The organism is Serratia sp. N21D137, from assembly GCF_047530005.1.
Taxonomy (GTDB): Bacteria; Pseudomonadota; Gammaproteobacteria; order Enterobacterales; family Enterobacteriaceae; genus Chania; species Chania fonticola_B.
In genome coordinates, this window is the sequence record NZ_JBLJAJ010000001.1 from 16,413 (window position 1) to 35,046 (window position 18,634).

Below are 18,634 nucleotides of genomic sequence, written 5' to 3' on the forward strand. Positions count from 1 at the left end.
AGATTAATCAGTGAACCGCAATTGCTGCGGTGCTGCAATAAAAAAGGGACACGGCTTCATGCCGTGTCCCTCGATCATCATTTTGGCAAAATAGTGTTATTCGTAGTCGCTCATCGGTACGCAAGAGCAGAACAGATTACGATCGCCGTAGACATCATCCAGGCGCTTCACGCTCGGCCAGTATTTATTCTCACGCACGCCAGCTATCGGGAATACCGCCAGCTCGCGGCTGTAAGCATGCTGCCAGTCGTTAACCAGTTCCGCCTGCACGTGCGGTGCGTTAACCAATGGGTTGTCTTCCAGTGGCCATTCGCCTTGCTGCACGCGGTCAATCTCGCTGCGGATAGCCAGCATCGCATCGATAAAGCGATCCAGTTCCACTTTGTTTTCCGACTCGGTCGGTTCAACCATCAGCGTGCCTGCCACCGGGAACGACATGGTCGGCGCATGGAAACCGTAGTCGATCAGACGCTTGGCGATATCCATCTCGCTAATGCCCGTCTCTTCTTTCAACGGGCGGATATCCAGAATGCATTCGTGCGCCACGCGGTGATCGCGGCCGGTATACAGCACCGGATAAGCGTCTTTCAGGCGGGTTGCGATGTAGTTGGCATTCAGGATCGCCACCTGGCTGGCCTGCTTCAGCCCTTCCGCGCCCATCATGCGGATATACATCCAGCTTATCGGCAAGATAGAGGCGCTGCCGAACGGTGCAGCAGAAACCGCGCCCTGCTGGGTGGTCACGCCATCAATCTGCACTACGCTGTGGCCTGGAACAAACGGCGCCAGGTGAGACTTCACGCCGATAGGTCCCATGCCTGGACCGCCACCGCCGTGAGGGATACAGAAGGTTTTATGCAGGTTGAGGTGCGATACGTCCGCACCGATATAGCCCGGCGTGGTGATCCCCACCTGCGCGTTCATGTTGGCACCATCCAGGTAAACCTGGCCGCCAAACTGATGCACGATCTGGCACACTTCGCGGATGGTTTCTTCATACACGCCATGGGTTGACGGGTAGGTCACCATGATGCAGGACAAGGCTTCCCCGGCCTGCTCGGCTTTCACCCGCAGATCGTGCAGATCGATGTTGCCGTTCTTGTCACAGGCCACAACCACCACGCCCATGCCCGCCATCTGGGCAGAAGCCGGGTTGGTACCGTGCGCCGAGCTTGGGATCAGGCAGATATTACGCCCAGCCTCGTTGCGGCTTTCATGGTAGCGACGGATCGCCAGCAAACCGGCATACTCACCCTGAGCGCCCGAGTTGGGCTGCATGCACACCGCATCGTAACCGGTCAGTTGCACCAACCATTGGGAAAGCTGCCCAATCATCACTTGATAACCTGCGGCCTGCTCTGGTGGGCAGAACGGGTGCAGTTCAGAGAATTCAGGCCAGGTGATCGGGATCATTTCCGCAGCGGCGTTCAGCTTCATGGTGCAGGAGCCCAGCGGGATCATCGCCTGGTTCAGCGCCAGATCTTTACGCTCCAGACGGTGCATATAACGCATCATCTCGGTTTCGCTGTGATAGCGGTTAAACACTGGATGCGTGAGGATCGGATCTTTACGCAGCATGGCCGCAGGGATCGACTGGCTGTTTTTGCTCACGGCAGCATCCAGCGCATCGATATCCAAACCGTGGTTATCGCCGAGCAACAGGGCAAACAGCGTCTGCACATCTTCACGGGAAGTGGCTTCATCCAGCGTGATGCCGACTGCCCCGTGGATATCGGTACGCAGGTTGATGCCGAAGCCCAGCGCGCGTTCCAACACCGCCGCCTTGTCTTTCACTTCTACGGTCAACGTGTCGAACCAGGTTTTATGGCGCAGTGTCAGACCCGCTTGTTGCAGGCCAGCGGCCAGGATATTGGTCAGGCGATGGATACGCCCGGCGATACGTTGCAGGCCTTGTGGCCCATGGTACACCGCATACAGGCTGGCGATATTGGCCAGCAGCACCTGCGAGGTACAGATATTCGAGTTGGCCTTTTCGCGGCGGATATGTTGCTCACGGGTTTGCATCGCCATGCGCAGCGCAGTATTGCCGGCAGCATCGCGTGATACCCCGATAATACGGCCTGGCATCGAGCGTTTGAATTCGTCACGGCAGGCGAAGAACGCCGCGTGTGGGCCACCGTAGCCCATTGGTACGCCGAAGCGTTGCGCAGAACCGAATACCACGTCGGCACCTTGCTTGCCCGGTGCTGCCAGCAGCACCAGCGCCATGATATCGGCAGCCATGCTGGTGATGATTTTGCGCGTTTTCAGCTCTGCCAACAGGGCGCTGTGATCGTGCAGCTCACCGGTGGTGCCAACCTGTTGCAGCAGTACGCCAAACACGCCTTGCAGCTCCAACACCTTCGCCGGTTTATCAACGATCACGTCAAAACCAAAGGTTTCGGCACGGGTACGTACCACGTCCAGCGTTTGTGGGTGCACATCGTCAGCCACAAAGAAGCGGTTGGCGTCTTTCAGTTTGCTGGCACGTTTGGCCAACGCCATCGCTTCTGCGGCAGCGGTAGCTTCATCCAGCAAGGAGGCAGAGGCCAGATCAAGCCCGGTCAGATCGAGGGTCAGCGTCTGGAAGTTGAGCAGCGCCTCAAGGCGGCCTTGCGACACTTCCGGCTGATAAGGGGTATAAGCGGTATACCAGCCTGGGTTTTCCAGCATGTTGCGCAGGATCACCGGCGGCGTCAGCACCGCGCTGTAGCCCATTCCGATATAGGATTTGTAGCGCTGATTCTGTGAGGCAATCGCCTTCAGTTCGGCCAACGCCTGATGTTCCGTGGCCGCATCGCCTACCGGCGGAGGCCCTGGCAGTTGGATATCGGCTGGCACAATCTGTTGGATCAGCGCGCTGAGCGAGCGAGCGCCCACGGCTTCCAGCATCTGCTGCTGTTGCTCTGCGGAAGAGCCGATGTGGCGCTCGATGAACGCTTCGCTGTGTTCAAGTTGGCTGAGTGTCTGAGTCATTGCTACAAATTCCTGAATGCTTGCGGGGTACGGGATATAGCCTGAACTGCAAAACGCCCCACAGGGTGGTGGGGCGTGATAGTGATTATTCGTCGATGGAGGCCTGGTAAGCACCCGCATCTAGCAGCTTGTCTAGCTCTGCCGCATCGGACGCCTTGATGCGGAACAGCCAACCTTCGCCGTATGGCTCGCTGTTGACCAGCTCCGGGGAGCTTTCCAGTTCGCCGTTAACCGCGATGATCTCACCGCTGATGGGCGCATAAATATCGGAAGCGGCCTTGACCGACTCTGCGACGGCACAGTCATCACCCGCGGAAACCGTGGTGCCGACTTCCGGCAGATCGACAAACACCATATCGCCCAGCAGTTCCTGCGCGTGTTCGGTGATACCAACAACGTATTCGCCGTTGCCTGCGTCACGTACCCACTCATGGGAGGTGGCGTATTTCAATTCTGTTGGCACATTGCTCATTGGCCTGCTACTCCTTCGAAGAATAAAAACTAATTGATCAGTGACTTACCGGCACGTACAAAACCTGGCTTACAGACTTTCACTGGCATTTCACGGTTGCGGATCTGTACGATAGCCTGCTCACCGATACCGGCCGGAACCCTTGCCAGCGCAATGCTGAAGCCCAGGGTCGGTGAGAAAGAACCGCTGGTGATCACCCCAACCTGGGGTTGACCGTTCGCATCGGTGAAATGTACCGGCAGCTCATTACGTAATACGCCTTTTTCCGTCATGATCAAGCCGACCAGTTGTTCGGTGCCTTTTTCACGCTGCTGTTCCAACGCTTCACGGCCGATAAACTGACGATCCTGCGGTTCCCAGGCAACGGTCCAGCCCATATTGGCGGCTAACGGTGAAACGCCTTCGTCCATTTCCTGGCCGTAGAGGTTCATACCGGCTTCCAGGCGCAGAGTATCGCGGGCGCCCAGGCCGGCAGGTTTCACCCCGGCTGCCAGCAGTTTCTGCCAGAAATCCACCACCTGCTCTTTCGGCAGGGCAATTTCATAGCCCGCTTCGCCGGTATAGCCGGTGGTAGCAATAAACAGATCCCCCGCCTGCACGCCGAAGAACGGCTTCATGCCTTCCACAGCCTGCTTCTGTTCTGGGGTAAACAAGGTGGCGGCGCGCTCTTTGGCTTGTGGGCCTTGCACCGCAACCAGCGCCAGATCGTCACGCACCGTCAGCTCAACGTTGAACGGAGCCGCATGCTGTTCGATCCAGGCCAGATCCTTTTCGCGGGTGGCGGAGTTCACCACCAGGCGGAAATAGTCTTCGGTAAAGAAATAGACGATCAGATCGTCGATCACGCCGCCGGACGCATTCAGCATGCCGGTATACAGCGCTTTACCCGATTGAGTGAGTTTGGCGACATCGTTCGCCAGCAGGTAACGCAGGAATTCACGGGTACGAGCACCGTGCAGATCCACGATGGTCATATGGGAGACATCGAACATGCCGGCATCCTGACGCACGGCGTGGTGTTCATCAATCTGGGAGCCATAGTGCAGCGGCATCATCCAGCCATGAAAATCAACCATGCGCGCACCGCACGCCACGTGCTGGTCGTACAGTGGGGTTTGCTTTGCCATCTTTTCCCTCTTTCCACTCAAGTAGCCGAAGACAGGGTGTTATACGCAATAAGGCGGGTGTAGCTCGCGGGCCTGATTGCGCGAAACACGCTGGCTGCTCAACACAAATTGCCTCGCCAATGGTCAACGACGCAAACGATACCTTTGCCCTGACGTTAACACCGAACGCCCCTATTAACCATAAGTTAAAATAGGCTCGACCGGGTTCAGGGTCAGTAAAATGCCGCGTTAGTTTGCAGAGTTTTTCACTGGAAAAATGCGCTTTGAGGCACAAAATTAACAATTAAAGCGGCAAAAATCCGAAGTTATATAACAAACAGAGGCTGAGATAGAGAATTTCGGTTTTTGATAACCGGCCATGGAATTAGAAAAAGTAATGATAAATTCTGCCTGAAATTAGAATTTCTCAAACGAAGAGAGGTATAAGAGAAATCGATGACGGGTAAACATGCAGATTAGCGGGCGCAGTATGCCGCGCCCCATAGTGAGGTTTGTCAGCCCCAAGCTGACTAGGCGAGCCAGTCCGGCAGATCGTTAAGCCCCATGGCCTGACGCACCAGCTTCGGCTTCACGCCCGGCAGGCTGTCGGCCAGCCTTAAGCCCACGTCACGCAGCAGTTTTTTCGCCGGGTTATGGCCTGCAAACAGTTCGCGGAACCCTTGCATACTCGCCAGCATCACTGCGGCACCGTGCTTGCGGCGGCGCTCATAACGGCGCAGATACAGGTGTTGACCGATATCCTTGCCCTGACGTTGCAGGCGTTTCAGCTCGGATATCAGCTCGGCGGCGTCCATAAAGCCCAGGTTTACGCCCTGCCCGGCCAGCGGATGCACGGTATGTGCCGCATCCCCCACCAGCGCCAGACGATGGGCGGCAAAGCTGCGAGCGTATCGCCCGGTAAGCGGGAAGGTCAGCCGCTCGCTTTCGAGCTGGCAGTTGCCCAAACGCATATCGAAGGTCATCGCCAGTTCGCGGTTAAAGGCTTCCGGTTCCAGCTGTTGCAGCCGTTCAGCTTCTTCTGGCGCAACCGACCAGACGATCGAACTCAAATGTGGATCGCTAAACGGCAGGAAGGCCAGGATCCCTTCGCCATGAAATACCTGACGCGCCGTAGCCAGATGGGGCTCTTCGGTGCGAATGGTGGCCACCAGCGCGCTGTGGCGGTAGTCCCAGAAGGTCAGCGGGATATCGGCGTGTTGGCGCAGCCAGGAGTTGGCTCCGTCGGCACCGATCACCAACCGGGCGGTTAACATGCGGCCATCTTCCAACGTGACGAAGGCGTCGTTTTCCCCCCATGCCACCTGTTTCAGCGTGGCCGGAGCGAGCAGCGTTACGTCGGCCAAGGTGGCCGCCTTGTGCCATAGAGCCTGCTGGATCACCTCGTTTTCAATGATATGGCCGAGGTGGCTGAAACCACATTCGTCGCCGCGAAACGCGATCTTGCCGAAGCTGTCACGATCCCAGACTTCCATCGCGTTATATGGGCTGGCGCGCAGATTGCGGATCTCATCCCACACGCCAATGCTTTGCAGCAAGCGCTCGCTGGCGGCGTTAATGGCAGATACGCGCAACGCGGGTTGTTCTGGCAGCGGCGATAATTCCGGCTGCCGTTGTTCCAGCACCGCGACGCGCAGGCCGCTGCCCTGTAAACCGCAGGCCAGTGCCAATCCCACCATACCGCCACCGGCGATAATCACATCAAATGATTGCATGCTGCTTGAGTTCCTTAAATTTGCCCCTCACCCCAACCCTCTCCCACAGGGAGAGGGAGCTGATTTGGTGACTTTTATCAAAATATTGCCCCACTTCGGCAAGGCAGTTAAGGCCAAAAATAGTGTTCATCCCAACTTCGGCCTAACCCTATCTCACAAGGGAGAGGGAGCTGATTTGGTGACTTTTTCAAAATATTGCCCCACTTCGGCAAGGCAGGTAGGGCAAAAATTAGTGTTCATCCCAACTTCGGCCCAACCCTCTCCCAAAGGAGGGGGAGTTGGTACGGTGATAACAGTCAACATTCTGACCGACTTCAGCACATAGCTAAGGGAAAAATTAGCGTTCAACCCAGCCTAACGTGCGTTTGGCAAAAGCATCGCGCATGGCCGGTAACTGCTCCATTGCCATCAGCCCCAGATTACGCCCGGCAACCAGCGGCGCGTAGCTATTGGCAAACAGGCGTATCAAACCGTCGGTGACTCCGATGGTCGCCTGCTGATCCTGTTGCCGACGTTGCTGATACTGGCTCAATAGCGCATAGGCCCCCAGATCGGTGCCAGCCTGCGCGGCTTCTGCCAGGGTTTCCGCCAGCGACATCACGTCTCGCAAGCCCAGGTTGAATCCCTGCCCGGCGATCGGATGCAGCGTCTGCGCCGCGTTGCCAACCAGCGCCAAACGGTGGCTAACGTGTTGATTGGCCCTCAGCAGGCTAAGAGGGTAGCTGTGGCGCTTACCCGCCTTCAGCATCTTGCCCAACCGCCAACCAAACGCCTGTTGCAACTCGCTGAGAAAACGCTCGTCGCTCCAGCTATCGACCTGCTGACGAGTTTCCCGTGCGTGGCACCACACCAGCGAGCTACGCCCGCCAGACATCGGCAACAGCGCCAACGGCCCGTAGCGGGTGAAACGTTCAAACGCCCGCCCTTGGGGAGCCTCGGCCGTTGAAACGTTGGCAATGGTGGCAAACTGCGGGTAATCACTCTGCTGCCACTGGATATTGCAGGCCTGTGCCAGCACCGAACGTGAACCGTCTGCCGCCACCAGCAACTGGCCCGTCAGGCGCTGCCCATTATCCAACTGCACTTCAGCGCGATCGGCGGTGCGCAGCACATCGACCACTTTGGCCGGGCAATGCAGAGTGACCCCAGGGGCTTTCGCCAGCAACGCAAACAACCGCTGCCCGGCATCGTGCAGTTCAATCACCTGCCCCAATGCCTCCACCTGATAGTCCCGCGCGTGCAGGTTCACAAAACCGGCATGCCCGCGATCGCTAACGTGGACGTGAGTGATTGCCGTGGCACAGTCCCGCAAGGCAGCCCAAACGCCGATACGCGCCAGCTGTTGGCAGGTTCCCTGCGCCAGAGCGATAGCCCGTGCATCAAAGCCAGGATGCGCACGATCGTCCGGCCGAGTGGCCTCCACCAGATCGACGGCCACCTTGCCCTGCGTCAGTGATGAAATCGCCAGCGCCAACGTAGCGCCAGCCATCCCACCGCCCACAATGATTACGCTCATGTTATCTGGCCGCCGCCATCAAAGCCTCAATTGCGTCGGCATCCTTCACCACGCTGGCGGTCAAGTTCTCATTGCCGTCTTGGGTGATCAGGATGTCATCTTCAATGCGGATACCGATACCGCGATACTCCTGCGGCACATCGGCATCCAGTGCGATATACAGGCCAGGTTCTACCGTCAACACCATACCTGGCTCCAGCACGCGATCGCGGCTCGCTGAGCCATAGTGGCCCACGTCATGCACATCCAGCCCCAACCAATGGCTCAGGCCGTGCATAAAGAACTGGCGGTGTGCCTGCTCGGCAAACAGCTGTTCCACATCGCCCTTCATCACGCCCAGCTCAACCAACCCGGCGATCATGATGCGAACGACCTGATCGTTCACTTCGCGAATGCTGATACCCGGTTTAAACATTTCCAGCGCCTTGTTGATCGACGCCAGCACGATGTCATATACCTCACGCTGCGGCTTGCTGAACTTGCCGTTAACCGGGAAGGTGCGGGTAATATCGCCGGCATAACCACGATATTCACAACCGGCATCAATCAGCACCAAATCGCCGTCACGCATTTCACACTCGTTTTCGGTGTAATGCAGGATGCAGCCATTCTCTCCGCTGCCGACGATGGTGTTGTAAGACGGGAAGCGGGCACCCAATCGGTTAAATTCGTGCAGGATCTCCCCTTCGAGCTGATATTCGAACATGCCCGGGCGGCACTTTTCCATCGCACGGGTATGCGCCATGGCGCTGATCTCACCGGCGCGGCGCATAACAGCAACTTCTTCTGCCGATTTGAACAGGCGCATGTCATGCAGCCAAGGACGGTAATCCGTCAGGGTTGCAGGGGCTTCCAGGTTCTGACGGAAGCCTTTACGCAGTTTATCCAGCGCGCCAAACAGAATTTCATCGGCATAGGCATATTGCCCCTGCGCGTGATACACCACGTCCAGGCCGTTGAGCAGCAGGTGCAGTTGATCGTTGATTTCGTCGAAGGCCAGCGCGCGGTCTACCCCCAGCTTGGCCGGAGCCGCGTCTTGGCCCAAACGGCGGCCAAACCAGATTTCTGCCGTCAGATCGCGTACGCGGTTGAACAGCACGCTGTGGTTATGAGTTTCATCACTCTTCACCAGGATCAACACCGCTTCCGGCTCGTTGAAACCGGTCAGATACCAGAAATCACTGTTCTGACGATAAGGATATTCAGAGTCTGCACTACGCGTCGCTTCCGGTGCGGCGAAAATCACTGCCGCGCTGGCCGGAGCCATCTGTGCCAACAAAGCCTGACGGCGTTTATGGAATTCCTGCTGGGTCATCACATCTCCTGAAATCGGTTTATGCCACCTGCTGAACGCAGTCAGTAGGGGTTATCAGCGCTCTCGGCCAACGGACGCGGGATCCGCCGGTCAGTGCAACGTCGGCCGTTTATTTTCCGGGGCCGTCGGTTTCTGGCGGGTAAATTCAGTATGGCAAAGCAGCGCAGCAACGCGCACATACTCCACCACTTCTTCCAGCGACTGTTCCAGTTCTTCCTGGTCTTCGCCTTCGTCATAACCCAGTTGAGCGATATTACGCAGATCGTCGATCGCCTCGCCCACTTCATCTTTCACCTGCGCCAGCTTCGGTTGCATCATGCCCAGCCCCAACAGGAAGTGGTTTACCCACCCCGCCAAGGCATCCGCACGGTCAAACACGCTGACGGTTTCGCCTTCCGGCATCATAAGTTGGAACATGAACTCGTCATCTTCCAGCGTATCACGAGTGATTTCATGCAGCTGCTGTAACGGTTGGCTCAACGCCTGCGGGAAGGCAATGCCTTCGTTGGTCAGATCAAACACCAGCGTCTGCCAGCTGGCGTCACGGTTGCCACCGCACAGCAGGCCACTGATCAAACCGTGCATCTCGGCTGCGGTCAAAGCAACCGCCTGCTGGTTAAGAGCCACGGTCAAAGATTGGTAACTTGGAAATGTATTCTGTATAGACATGCGCATTCGTCATCGTTGGCAGGATAAGTTCGTGTTATGCTACCACCAAGGTCCGTTGGTATACCAGTTGAGGCAACACCTCAGTGGCTAGTTATAATCAGCGCAGTCCGGGCAAACGTACGGTAAATACGCATTTTGCAACCGTTTTTTGTCTGGTAAGGTTAGGCGCGGTAGATTACAACCAGGTACTGAAAAAGTGTTGAATCTTGGTACCCAGGTATATATAGTGACGCCCGCTTCGGCAGCCCGGCAATGGCTGACCGGTGCTGGCGCGAAATTTAGGCAGGAAGGTGGCATGTCTGCACAACCGGTAGATATTCAAATTTTTGGCCGCTCGTTAAGAGTCAATTGCCCGCCAGAACAACAAGATGCGTTGAACATGGCAGCAGAAGATCTTAACCAACGGTTGCAAGATCTTAAAGTTCGCACTAGAGTCACAAATACAGAGCAACTCGTATTTATCGCGGCATTGAACGTCTGTCACGAACTTGCTCAAGAACGCTTGAAAACGCGTGACTATGCGGCCAATATGGAACAACGAATTCGTATGCTGCAACAGACCATTGAACAAGCACTGCTTGAACAGGGTCGCATCTCTGAACGTCAGGATGCACAATTCGAATAACTTAAGTTGCTGGAGTTGAAGGCTCCGGCAATGAGTGAAAAATTTCTCTGAGATGTTTGCCAGCGGGCCAGTCCCCTGAGCCGATATTTAGTACCAACAGAATGTGATGATCCATGATCGGTGTGCATGCTCGGCCCGTCCGAGAAGCCTTAAGATTGTGACAGCACGTTCACCTTGAACCATGGGTTCAAGGGTTACAGCCTGCGACGGCATCTCGGAGATCCCTTCACCTGCGTTTTCAGTGTGTTAACTCACCACTTTTGGCGAATCTCACACTATGTCTTTGCAACCTCAGTTCGCTCAGCAACGCCAACTCATCCGTAACGAAATACGCCAACGACGTCGTGCCTTAACGCCCGCTCAGCAGCATGATTTTGCCCAGCAAATGGCCTGCAATATTGCGCAACATCCCCGCATTCAGGCGGCCAGAAGCATTGCGGCGTTTCTCTCTTTTGATGGCGAACTAAATACAGGCCCGCTGATCGAGCGACTGTGGCAACTGGGTAAACAGGTTTATCTGCCGGTGTTACATCCGTTCAGCCCCGGTAACCTGTTATTCCTGCATTACACCGCGCAAACACCTCTGGTGAGTAACCGCTTCAAAATCCTCGAGCCAGCGCTCGATGTCCGCAACGTCTTGCCGGTGTCACAATTGGATGTAGTCTTGACGCCGCTGGTCGCCTTCGATTCGGCAGGGCAACGTCTGGGGATGGGCGGCGGGTTTTACGATCGCACCTTGCAGAACTGGCAACACATTGGCCCCTATCCGATGGGGATTGCGCACGATTGCCAACGGGTTAGCGCCTTGCCGGTGGAACAATGGGATATTCCCCTGCCAGAGATTATCACCCCGTCACAAACCTGGGCCTGGCCAGTCTCCGCATAGCAAAAGGCCGGATTGCTCCGGCCTTGATGTTTTCCGTCGGTTACCGACTAGAGCAGTAAGCGGGCGCGGATAGTCCCTTCGATCGCTTTCATACGTTGCAACGCGGCATCAGCACGTTCGGTTTCCGCTTCGATATCGATAACCACGTAGCCGATTTCCGAGCTGGTCTGCAGATACTGGGCCGCGATGTTCACCCCTTCTTCGGCGAAGATCTGGTTAATCTGCGTCAGGATGCCTGGACGGTTTTCATGAATATGCAGCAAACGGCTGGCGTTCGGGCCATGAGCTGGCAGCGATACTTCTGGGAAGTTGACCGCAGACAGCGTTGAGCCGTTATCGGAATACTTCGCGAGCTTGCCAGCCACTTCATCACCGATGTTCTCCTGCGCTTCCTGGGTTGAACCGCCGATATGCGGCGTCAACAGCACGTTATCGAACTCGCACAGTGGAGAATTGAACGGATCGCTGTTGGTTGCCGGCTCTTCCGGGAACACGTCGATTGCCGCACCAGCCAGATGGTTGCTCGCCAAGGCGTTACACAGTGCCGGGATATCTACCACGGTGCCACGTGAGGCGTTGATCAGGATCGCACCTGGCTTCATCAGCGCCAGCTCTTCGGTGCCGATCATGTTCTTGGTCGACAGCGTTTCCGGCACGTGCAGCGTAACCACGTCGCTCATATTGAGCAGATCGGAAAGATGACGCACCTGTTGGGCATTACCCAACGGCAGCTTGTTCTCGATGTCGTAGAAGAACACCTTCATCCCCAGGCCTTCCGCCAGGATGCCAAGCTGAGTCCCGATGTGGCCGTAGCCGATGATCCCCAACTTTTTGCCCCGCGCTTCATACGAGCCCACGGCCAGTTTCTGCCACTGGCCACGGTGTGCCTTGGCGTTGGCCATTGGGATCCCGCGCAGCATCAACAGCAGCTCACCCAGCACCATTTCGGCCACGGATCGAGTATTGGAGAAAGGCGCGTTAAACACCGGAATGCCGCGTTTGGTCGCTGCTTTCAAATCAACCTGGTTGGTGCCGATACAGAAACAGCCCACCGCGACCAGCTTCTCTGCGGCCGCGAAAACTTCCTCGGACAGATGCGTACGCGATCGGATACCCACGAAGTGTGCATCACGGATCGATGCCTTCAGCGCTTCGGTGTCTAACGCACCTTTATGATATTCGATGTTGCTATATCCGGCAGCACGCAGGTTATCTACGGTGCTCTGATGAACCCCTTCTACCAACAGGAACTTAATCCTGTCTTTCTCCAATGATACTTTTGCCATTTACCCGACCCTATAATCAGACTTCAGAAGCGGCTGTTTTCCCCTTTATACCCGTCATATTCCAAGCGACAGCTTGAAATCCAGAGGGTATAGCTTTCACATTACCGCCAGACCGGCAGCAACCCAAAATCAACAGCACGTCCCTCCAACATAACAAAAATAACGCGCCCGGCAATACAAACGATTGCCTGCCCGTTAGCACAAGGCTCAGCGATGTCGGTGCTTTCTGGTGGAAAATGCCATCGGGAAAGATTTAGGCAGAAGCTTAACGGAGGTTATTCACGTAATGTGACATATGTCACCAAATTCGTCGATTTTGAGAAAAGATATTTTAAGACAAGAATTATGCGTGGTGGGTCGTTAGCCCGTAAAAAGCGGCGAACCTGCTGAGGCTATGTCAGCAGGCTCGCCGCTTTCATGGCCAGATTATCTGACTACTTTTTTTACGCCATCCGGCGTGCCGACCAGTGCAACGTCCGCGCCACGGTTGGCAAACAGACCCACGGTAACCACACCGGCGATGCTGTTGATCTTATTTTCCAGCGCGATAGCGTCAAGGATTTCCAGGTTGTGCACATCCAGGATCACGTTGCCGTTATCGGTTAACACGTTCTGGCGGTATTCCGGCAGGCCGCCTAGCTTGACCAGCTCACGTGCTACGTAGGAACGGGCCATCGGGATCACTTCTACCGGCAGCGGGAATTTACCCAGCACATCAACCTGCTTGGTGGAGTCGACAATACAGATAAACTGACGAGCAATGGCAGCAATGATCTTCTCACGGGTCAGAGCTGCGCCACCGCCTTTAATCATCTGCATGTGGCCGTTGATTTCATCGGCACCGTCCACGTAGATATCCAACGAATCCACTTCATTGCTATCGAAAACGTGGATCCCCAGGCTTTTCAGCTTGGCGGTCGACGCGTCTGAGCTGGATACCGCGCCTTCGATCTGGTGTTTGATCGAACCCAACGCATCAATAAAGTGAGCCGCGGTAGAGCCGGTGCCCACGCCCACGATAGTGCCAGGCTTCACGTATTCCAATGCTGCCCAGCCTACCGCTTTTTTCAGTTCATCCTGAGTCATGATGTGTTCATTGCCTATATACGAAAACGTGTGCGTATTATAGGGTAAATCACTGACGGCAACTTAGGCTAAAACACACTTATTTAACCTGACGCACATTTCTGCCCCTCCCTACGACGCCCGCGCTGAAAAGAGTGGCGGGATTTTTTCACCTGAGAAAGTGCAAAAATGTGGCATAGTGCCTGAATCAATTTACTAAAAGGGATCTTCTCTCCGATGAAACGCCCAGACTATAGAACGCTGCAAGCGCTGGACGCGGTGATCCGTGAGCGTGGCTTTGAGCGCGCGGCACAAAAACTTTGCATCACCCAATCGGCGGTATCCCAGCGCATCAAACAGTTGGAAAACCTGTTCGGCCAGCCGCTACTAGTGCGCACCGTGCCACCGCGCCCAACCGAGCAGGGTCAAAAACTGCTGGCCTTGCTGCATCAGGTCGAGCTGCTGGAAGAGGAGTGGTTAGGGAATGACAATGGGGTCGATACGCCGCTGTTGCTGTCACTGGCGGTCAACGCCGACAGCCTGGCAACCTGGCTGTTACCGGCACTAAAACCGGTACTGGCCGATTCCCCGGTGCGCCTGAATTTGCAGGTGGAAGACGAAACCCGCACGCAGGAACGTCTGCGCCGGGGGGAAGTGGTGGGCGCGGTGAGTATCCAGCCGCAGCCGCTGCCGAGCTGCCTGGTCGATCGGTTGGGCGCGTTGGACTATCTGTTCGTCGCCTCAAAAGCCTTTGCCGATCGCTATTTCCCCAACGGCGTGACCCGCTCCGCCCTGCTGAAGGCACCGGCGGTGGCATTCGATCATCTCGATGATATGCATCAGGCGTTTTTACAGCAGAACTTCGATCTCTCGCCGGGCAGCGTTCCCTGCCATATCGTTAACTCGTCAGAGGCGTTTGTTCAGTTGGCACGGCAAGGCACCACCTGCTGTATGATCCCGCATCTGCAGATTGAGAGAGAGCTGGCTAGCGGAGAACTGATCGACCTGACTCCGGGCCTGTTCCAGCGCCGTATGCTGTTCTGGCACCGCTTTGCACCGGAGAGCCGCATGATGCGTAAGGTCACCGACGCGCTGCTGTCTCACGGGCATCAGGTATTAAGGCAGGATTAAAGGCGCGGCATAACACCGCGCCCCGGCAAGAGATTGCTTACTGTGCGGCGTTGGTTTTCAGCTCGAATACCACGTCCACCTGATCGTCAAAGTGAATACTTTGCTGTTCGTAAGTCTGAGCGGCATCGCTTTCCGGTGCCGCAGCAGCGGCCTTAAACATGCGCGCGACCGGCATCGGCTGGTAGTTGGCAACGTGATAGCGAATGCTGTACACCGGCCCCAGCTTGGCCTTAAAGCCCTGCGCTAACGAGGCAGCTTGCTGAGTGGCGTTTTCAATCGCTTTCTGACGTGCCTGCTCGCGATAAACCTCTGGCTTGGCCACCCCAAGCTCAACCGCACGAATTTCGTTCAAACCCGATTTCAGCGCACCGTCCAACAGCTCGTTGAGTTTATCCAACTGGCGCAAGGTTACCTGCACCTGGCGCACAGCCTGGTAGCCCTTCAGCTGCGATTCACCGGTTTTCAGATAGTCATATTCTGGCTGGGTCCGCAGGTTGGCCGCATTGATATCTTTCTTTTCAATGCCGTTTTTTTGCAGGAAGTCAAAATACTGCGCTACGCGCTCATCAACCTGTTTTTTCGCCTGGGCAGCATCTTTGGCAGAGACGCTGACTTCGATCGCCAGTGTGGCAATATCCGGGGTGGCGTCAACGCTGGCCGTACCGGAAGTGACCACATGCGGCCCTTCAGGTACTTCTGCTGCCTGCAGCGCCAGAGGTAACGTGCCTAATCCAATCATTGCGGCCATGGCCAATGCTTTAAGCTTCACAGTGTCTCCTTGAATGACTAAATGCTTACCTTCAAAGCTAACACATCCTGCCGCCCTTGGAATTCGGATTAGTGACAAAGGGTAGCGTTGTCCTGCAAAAAATTGAAAAATCGCATCCCGGAAATTGCGTTTTCTGGTAGGAAAGGTACGTACGATCTGCGACAGACGAAGCAACGCCCCCATCCACCGATTACGCAACTCACTTAAATTGCATAAATAACTCCCATCGAAAGCTAAAACGTCATTGGCATGATGAGAAAGTATTACGGAGTTCAGCCAAAAAAGGTGGGAGCGGAATTCTTGAGGCTTTCATTGTGAGAGAACCGATCAGGAAATCAGGCGAGAAACACACCTTTTAACCCGGTATTAACAGCATCAGAGTTTGTCACACCTTCATACTGAGCCTGTTTTAATTTGGATTTACTGATAATAAAAACATGTTGTTAAAAACAGTATTGACACAGTATCTAAAACCCGTAAATTAGGCATCAACAGCGGCACATAAAACAGCTCGCTGTTAATATAGAGAGCAAGCAGTATGTATTTTTAATAGGGTTTTAGTTTTTTTGCGATAAAGGCCACGAAATATTTTTATATGGGATAATCGCAGTTGGGTAGAGTGGCAGGCTCACGCGATAACGTTTTAAGGCCATGTAGTCAGTCTCTATAATCGCAAAGTATGTATGTTAACGCGATGGTGTAAGGCTCTGATTTATAGTTTTTTGATGTTGCGTGTTGTTGAAAGAATGTTATCGCAACGAAAGTAAGGCCACGCATCAAGTACTTTATATCGCGAGGGGAGATGTACTGGTTTAACCTACTCAGTCTTTGATATTTCTTCGGATTAGTAGGCGTTATACATCAGTCAGTATAGGGAGGATGATATAGCTATCTTTTATCACCCAATATTATCTGTGATAAACAAGTGCATTTAGAGTAGTACCAAAATCAGTAGTATCAAGTTATGTAAGTTGATTCATGTTAAATCTTAAGTTTGTAGTACCCTAAAAGCCCTGACTGCAACGGTCGGGGCTTTTAGCTTTCATGGTTCAGCCAAGCTTCGTGTTCCGTACATACAGCCATCGAAAAGATAAGGCGCGGTACACGTGTGAAAAAAGTTAGTGAAGTTAATGCTTGCAAAATTAATCAGCACGTGACTATTATGGCTCATCGGTTTGGAACACAGACCTTATGAAAGCAGTTTTAGTAAAGCAGTCCTCAGTCCAAGTGCTATCCATAGATATTCTTCTTCATGAGCCTCCTCCTAAGTGCCCAATAAGTAAATCTCTGCAAAACAGGCCATGTTCGCCACATTGAGTGGCTCAAAACTAAAGGAAGTATCTATGTCTGATAAAACGACTGGTTTAGTAAAATGGTTTGATGCAGGTAAAGGTTTTGGTTTTATTACTCCTGCTGATGGCAGCAAAGATGTCTTCGTGCATTTTTCTGCGATCCAAAGTAACGATTTTAAAACGTTAGATGAAGGGCAAAAAGTAGAATTCTCTATTGAGAATGGTGCTAAAGGCCCTTCAGCTGGTAACGTTTTTGCGCTTTAAAGACCGATCAGTTTGCTAGAGCTTGCAATAGCGATGAGGGCAAATAGCCTGAGCAGTTAAGCCATAGCGATAAAAAGCCCGCTCTCGTAAAGCGGGCTTTTTCGTATAGAAAAATCAAGAATATGACTCAAATACTACTAGGGTTGGTATGGTCGATTCCTACCAATTAGCGGTTAGCCCATGCCAGGCTAATTGTAGCGCAATGACCCACATCACCAGCCCGACCAGAACGTTGATAATCCGTTGTGCCGTCAGAGTTTTCAGCCACGGCGCCAGCCATGAGGCCAGCAATGCCAAGGCAAAGAACCAGACGATCGAAGCGCTGACCGCGCCAAGGGCAAACCAGGATCGAATGTCTGGCGTCAGTTGCCCTCCCAGGCTACCAAGCACCACAAAGGTATCGAGGTACACATGCGGGTTCAGCCAGGTGACAGCCAACATGGTTACCACAATGCGCCAGCGGTTTTGCTTCATCTCTTGCGCCGCTGCCAGCTCCATATGTTGGCTAAACGCGGTGCGGAAAGCCCCCCAGCCGTACCACAGCAGGAAAGCAACGCCGCCCCAGGTCACCAGCGCCAATAGCATAGGTGAGCTACTGAGCAAGGCGCTACCGCCAAAAATACCGGCGCAAATCAGAATGATATCGCTCAACGCGCACAGCGAGGCGGTCATCAGATGATAATGGCGGCGGATCCCCTGGTTCATCACAAACACATTTTGTGGGCCAAGCGGCAGGATCATCGCGGCGCTCAAGGCAAAGCCTTGCAGATAGATGGCTAACATGGTGTTCCTTCTGGAAATATCAGCACCGGGAAAGCGGCGTGTGCTGTTCAACACGCGCATCATACGAAGAGAAAATTATTAGGGGAAATGGATATTTCTAATCAGGCATCAGTAATACTAATGCTCAATCGTTACGGCGATGATCTATCCACTCTTCAATCTGGATCGGGAAGACATCCGGTGCCTTTCTTAACATCCGCCGCACCAGATCCAGCACGGTATGCTGCGATAGCGCTTCTTCCATACGTTGCTGGGCAATATTCATCACCTGGCGCACGCCGCAGATGCCTTCACAGGCCCAGTCAGGCGCAGGTTCATCAAAGACGGCCAAGCGTTGGCGGATTTCTTTGCAGTCGAAGATGGCCTTTTCACCGTCGATAGCCGCCACGATATCCAGTACGGTGATCTGATCGGCCGGTTTGGCCAGCCGGAAGCCGCCCCCCTTACCCTCGCTGCTTTCAACCAACTTAGCCTTGGAAAACTTGGTGAATATCTTGGCCAGGTAGTCATAAGGCACGCCCTGCAATTCGGCGATTTCGCGCACGCTCATCTCACGCCCTTCGCCTTTGCTATCGACCATACACATCAGGCTATGGATGCCATACTCCACCCCGGAACTGTAGAACGCCATATTTTCTCCGCATGATTAACTCTGAGTTAAATAGTAATTTCTTCTCCTCAATGATGCAACGCCAGCATCCCGCCCACACCGGAAAAAATTAAAAAACAATAAAATTCATATAATT

At 54.4% G+C, this 18,634-nt stretch carries 17 protein-coding genes and 1 other RNA gene; 6 read left to right on the forward strand and 12 right to left on the reverse strand.

Translation table 11 applies throughout. The annotated features are described in order from the left end of the window. Nucleotides 1-96: 96 nt before the first annotated feature. The 4 genes from gcvP to ubiI form a co-directional block, all read right to left on the reverse strand. On the reverse strand, nt 97-2,976 hold the full coding sequence (gene gcvP / locus ACMV5H_RS00090; RefSeq protein ID WP_179248349.1) for an aminomethyl-transferring glycine dehydrogenase: 2,880 nt from the start codon (nt 2,974-2,976) through the stop codon (nt 97-99). 85 nt (nt 2,977-3,061) lie between these two features. After that, entirely contained in the window at nt 3,062-3,448 is a 387-nt protein-coding gene (gcvH, locus tag ACMV5H_RS00095; RefSeq protein WP_021806203.1) for a glycine cleavage system protein GcvH, read from the reverse strand. Nucleotides 3,449-3,477: 29 nt separating this feature from the next. Then, complete coding sequence (gcvT, locus tag ACMV5H_RS00100) at nt 3,478-4,575, reverse strand: glycine cleavage system aminomethyltransferase GcvT (protein ID WP_059201694.1); 1,098 nt, start codon at nt 4,573-4,575, stop codon at nt 3,478-3,480. Between the two features lie 509 nt (nt 4,576-5,084). Continuing rightward, the gene (gene ubiI / locus ACMV5H_RS00105) at nt 5,085-6,287 is read right to left on the reverse strand and encodes an FAD-dependent 2-octaprenylphenol hydroxylase (RefSeq protein WP_414821275.1); all 1,203 of its coding nucleotides are present in this window, start codon (nt 6,285-6,287) and stop codon (nt 5,085-5,087) included. Nucleotides 6,288-6,354: 67 nt separating this feature from the next. On the opposite strand from ubiI, the gene ACMV5H_RS00110 reads away from it, so the two are divergent. Next, nucleotides 6,355-6,612 (forward strand): hypothetical protein, encoded by a 258-nt coding sequence (locus tag ACMV5H_RS00110; protein ID WP_414821276.1) that lies wholly within the window; start codon nt 6,355-6,357, stop codon nt 6,610-6,612. 12 nt (nt 6,613-6,624) lie between these two features. On the opposite strand, the gene ubiH is transcribed toward ACMV5H_RS00110, so the two are convergent. The 3 genes from ubiH to ACMV5H_RS00125 form a co-directional block, all read right to left on the reverse strand. Further along, a complete protein-coding gene (gene ubiH / locus ACMV5H_RS00115) occupies nt 6,625-7,803 on the reverse strand; it encodes a 2-octaprenyl-6-methoxyphenyl hydroxylase (RefSeq protein WP_414821277.1) in 1,179 nt (392 codons plus the stop codon). Nucleotide 7,804: 1 nt separating this feature from the next. Next, a complete protein-coding gene (gene pepP / locus ACMV5H_RS00120) occupies nt 7,805-9,118 on the reverse strand; it encodes a Xaa-Pro aminopeptidase (protein WP_414821278.1) in 1,314 nt (437 codons plus the stop codon). Nucleotides 9,119-9,208: 90 nt separating this feature from the next. After that, nucleotides 9,209-9,787 carry a YecA family protein gene (locus tag ACMV5H_RS00125; protein ID WP_024486381.1) on the reverse strand — a complete coding sequence of 193 codons (579 nt, stop codon included), beginning with the start codon at nt 9,785-9,787 and terminating at the stop codon, nt 9,209-9,211. A 295-nt stretch (nt 9,788-10,082) separates the two neighbouring features. On the opposite strand from ACMV5H_RS00125, the gene zapA reads away from it, so the two are divergent. The 3 genes from zapA (at nt 10,083) to ACMV5H_RS00140 (ending at nt 11,298) form a co-directional block, all read left to right on the forward strand. Continuing rightward, nucleotides 10,083-10,412: a cell division protein ZapA gene (zapA, locus tag ACMV5H_RS00130; RefSeq protein ID WP_021179791.1), complete on the forward strand. Its 330-nt coding sequence runs from the start codon at nt 10,083-10,085 to the stop codon at nt 10,410-10,412. A gap of 41 nt (nt 10,413-10,453) precedes the next feature. Further along, nucleotides 10,454-10,637: non-coding RNA, 6S RNA (gene ssrS / locus ACMV5H_RS00135), on the forward strand. A 52-nt stretch (nt 10,638-10,689) separates the two neighbouring features. Beyond that, the gene (locus ACMV5H_RS00140; protein WP_021806210.1) at nt 10,690-11,298 is read left to right on the forward strand and encodes a 5-formyltetrahydrofolate cyclo-ligase; all 609 of its coding nucleotides are present in this window, start codon (nt 10,690-10,692) and stop codon (nt 11,296-11,298) included. A 47-nt stretch (nt 11,299-11,345) separates the two neighbouring features. On the opposite strand, the gene serA is transcribed toward ACMV5H_RS00140, so the two are convergent. After that, entirely contained in the window at nt 11,346-12,584 is a 1,239-nt protein-coding gene (serA, locus tag ACMV5H_RS00145; RefSeq protein WP_021179789.1) for a phosphoglycerate dehydrogenase, read from the reverse strand. 426 nt (nt 12,585-13,010) lie between these two features. Then, nucleotides 13,011-13,670: a ribose-5-phosphate isomerase RpiA gene (gene rpiA / locus ACMV5H_RS00150; protein ID WP_037375716.1), complete on the reverse strand. Its 660-nt coding sequence runs from the start codon at nt 13,668-13,670 to the stop codon at nt 13,011-13,013. Nucleotides 13,671-13,886: 216 nt separating this feature from the next. On the opposite strand from rpiA, the gene ACMV5H_RS00155 reads away from it, so the two are divergent. Then, a complete protein-coding gene (locus ACMV5H_RS00155) occupies nt 13,887-14,780 on the forward strand; it encodes a LysR family transcriptional regulator ArgP (RefSeq protein ID WP_021179788.1) in 894 nt (297 codons plus the stop codon). A 37-nt stretch (nt 14,781-14,817) separates the two neighbouring features. Here ACMV5H_RS00155 and ACMV5H_RS00160 read toward each other — a convergent pair whose 3' ends face one another. Beyond that, nucleotides 14,818-15,549 (reverse strand): oxidative stress defense protein, encoded by a 732-nt coding sequence (locus tag ACMV5H_RS00160; RefSeq protein ID WP_021179787.1) that lies wholly within the window; start codon nt 15,547-15,549, stop codon nt 14,818-14,820. 1,343 nt (nt 15,550-16,892) lie between these two features. Here ACMV5H_RS00160 and cspA point away from each other — a divergent pair. Next, nucleotides 16,893-17,105 (forward strand): RNA chaperone/antiterminator CspA, encoded by a 213-nt coding sequence (cspA, locus tag ACMV5H_RS00165; RefSeq protein WP_414821279.1) that lies wholly within the window; start codon nt 16,893-16,895, stop codon nt 17,103-17,105. Nucleotides 17,106-17,264: 159 nt separating this feature from the next. On the opposite strand, the gene argO is transcribed toward cspA, so the two are convergent. Next, the gene (gene argO, locus ACMV5H_RS00170) at nt 17,265-17,888 is read right to left on the reverse strand and encodes an arginine exporter ArgO (RefSeq protein ID WP_414821280.1); all 624 of its coding nucleotides are present in this window, start codon (nt 17,886-17,888) and stop codon (nt 17,265-17,267) included. A 124-nt stretch (nt 17,889-18,012) separates the two neighbouring features. Then, the gene (locus ACMV5H_RS00175; protein WP_021806214.1) at nt 18,013-18,519 is read right to left on the reverse strand and encodes an RrF2 family transcriptional regulator; all 507 of its coding nucleotides are present in this window, start codon (nt 18,517-18,519) and stop codon (nt 18,013-18,015) included. Between the last annotated feature and the right edge of the window lie 115 nt (nt 18,520-18,634).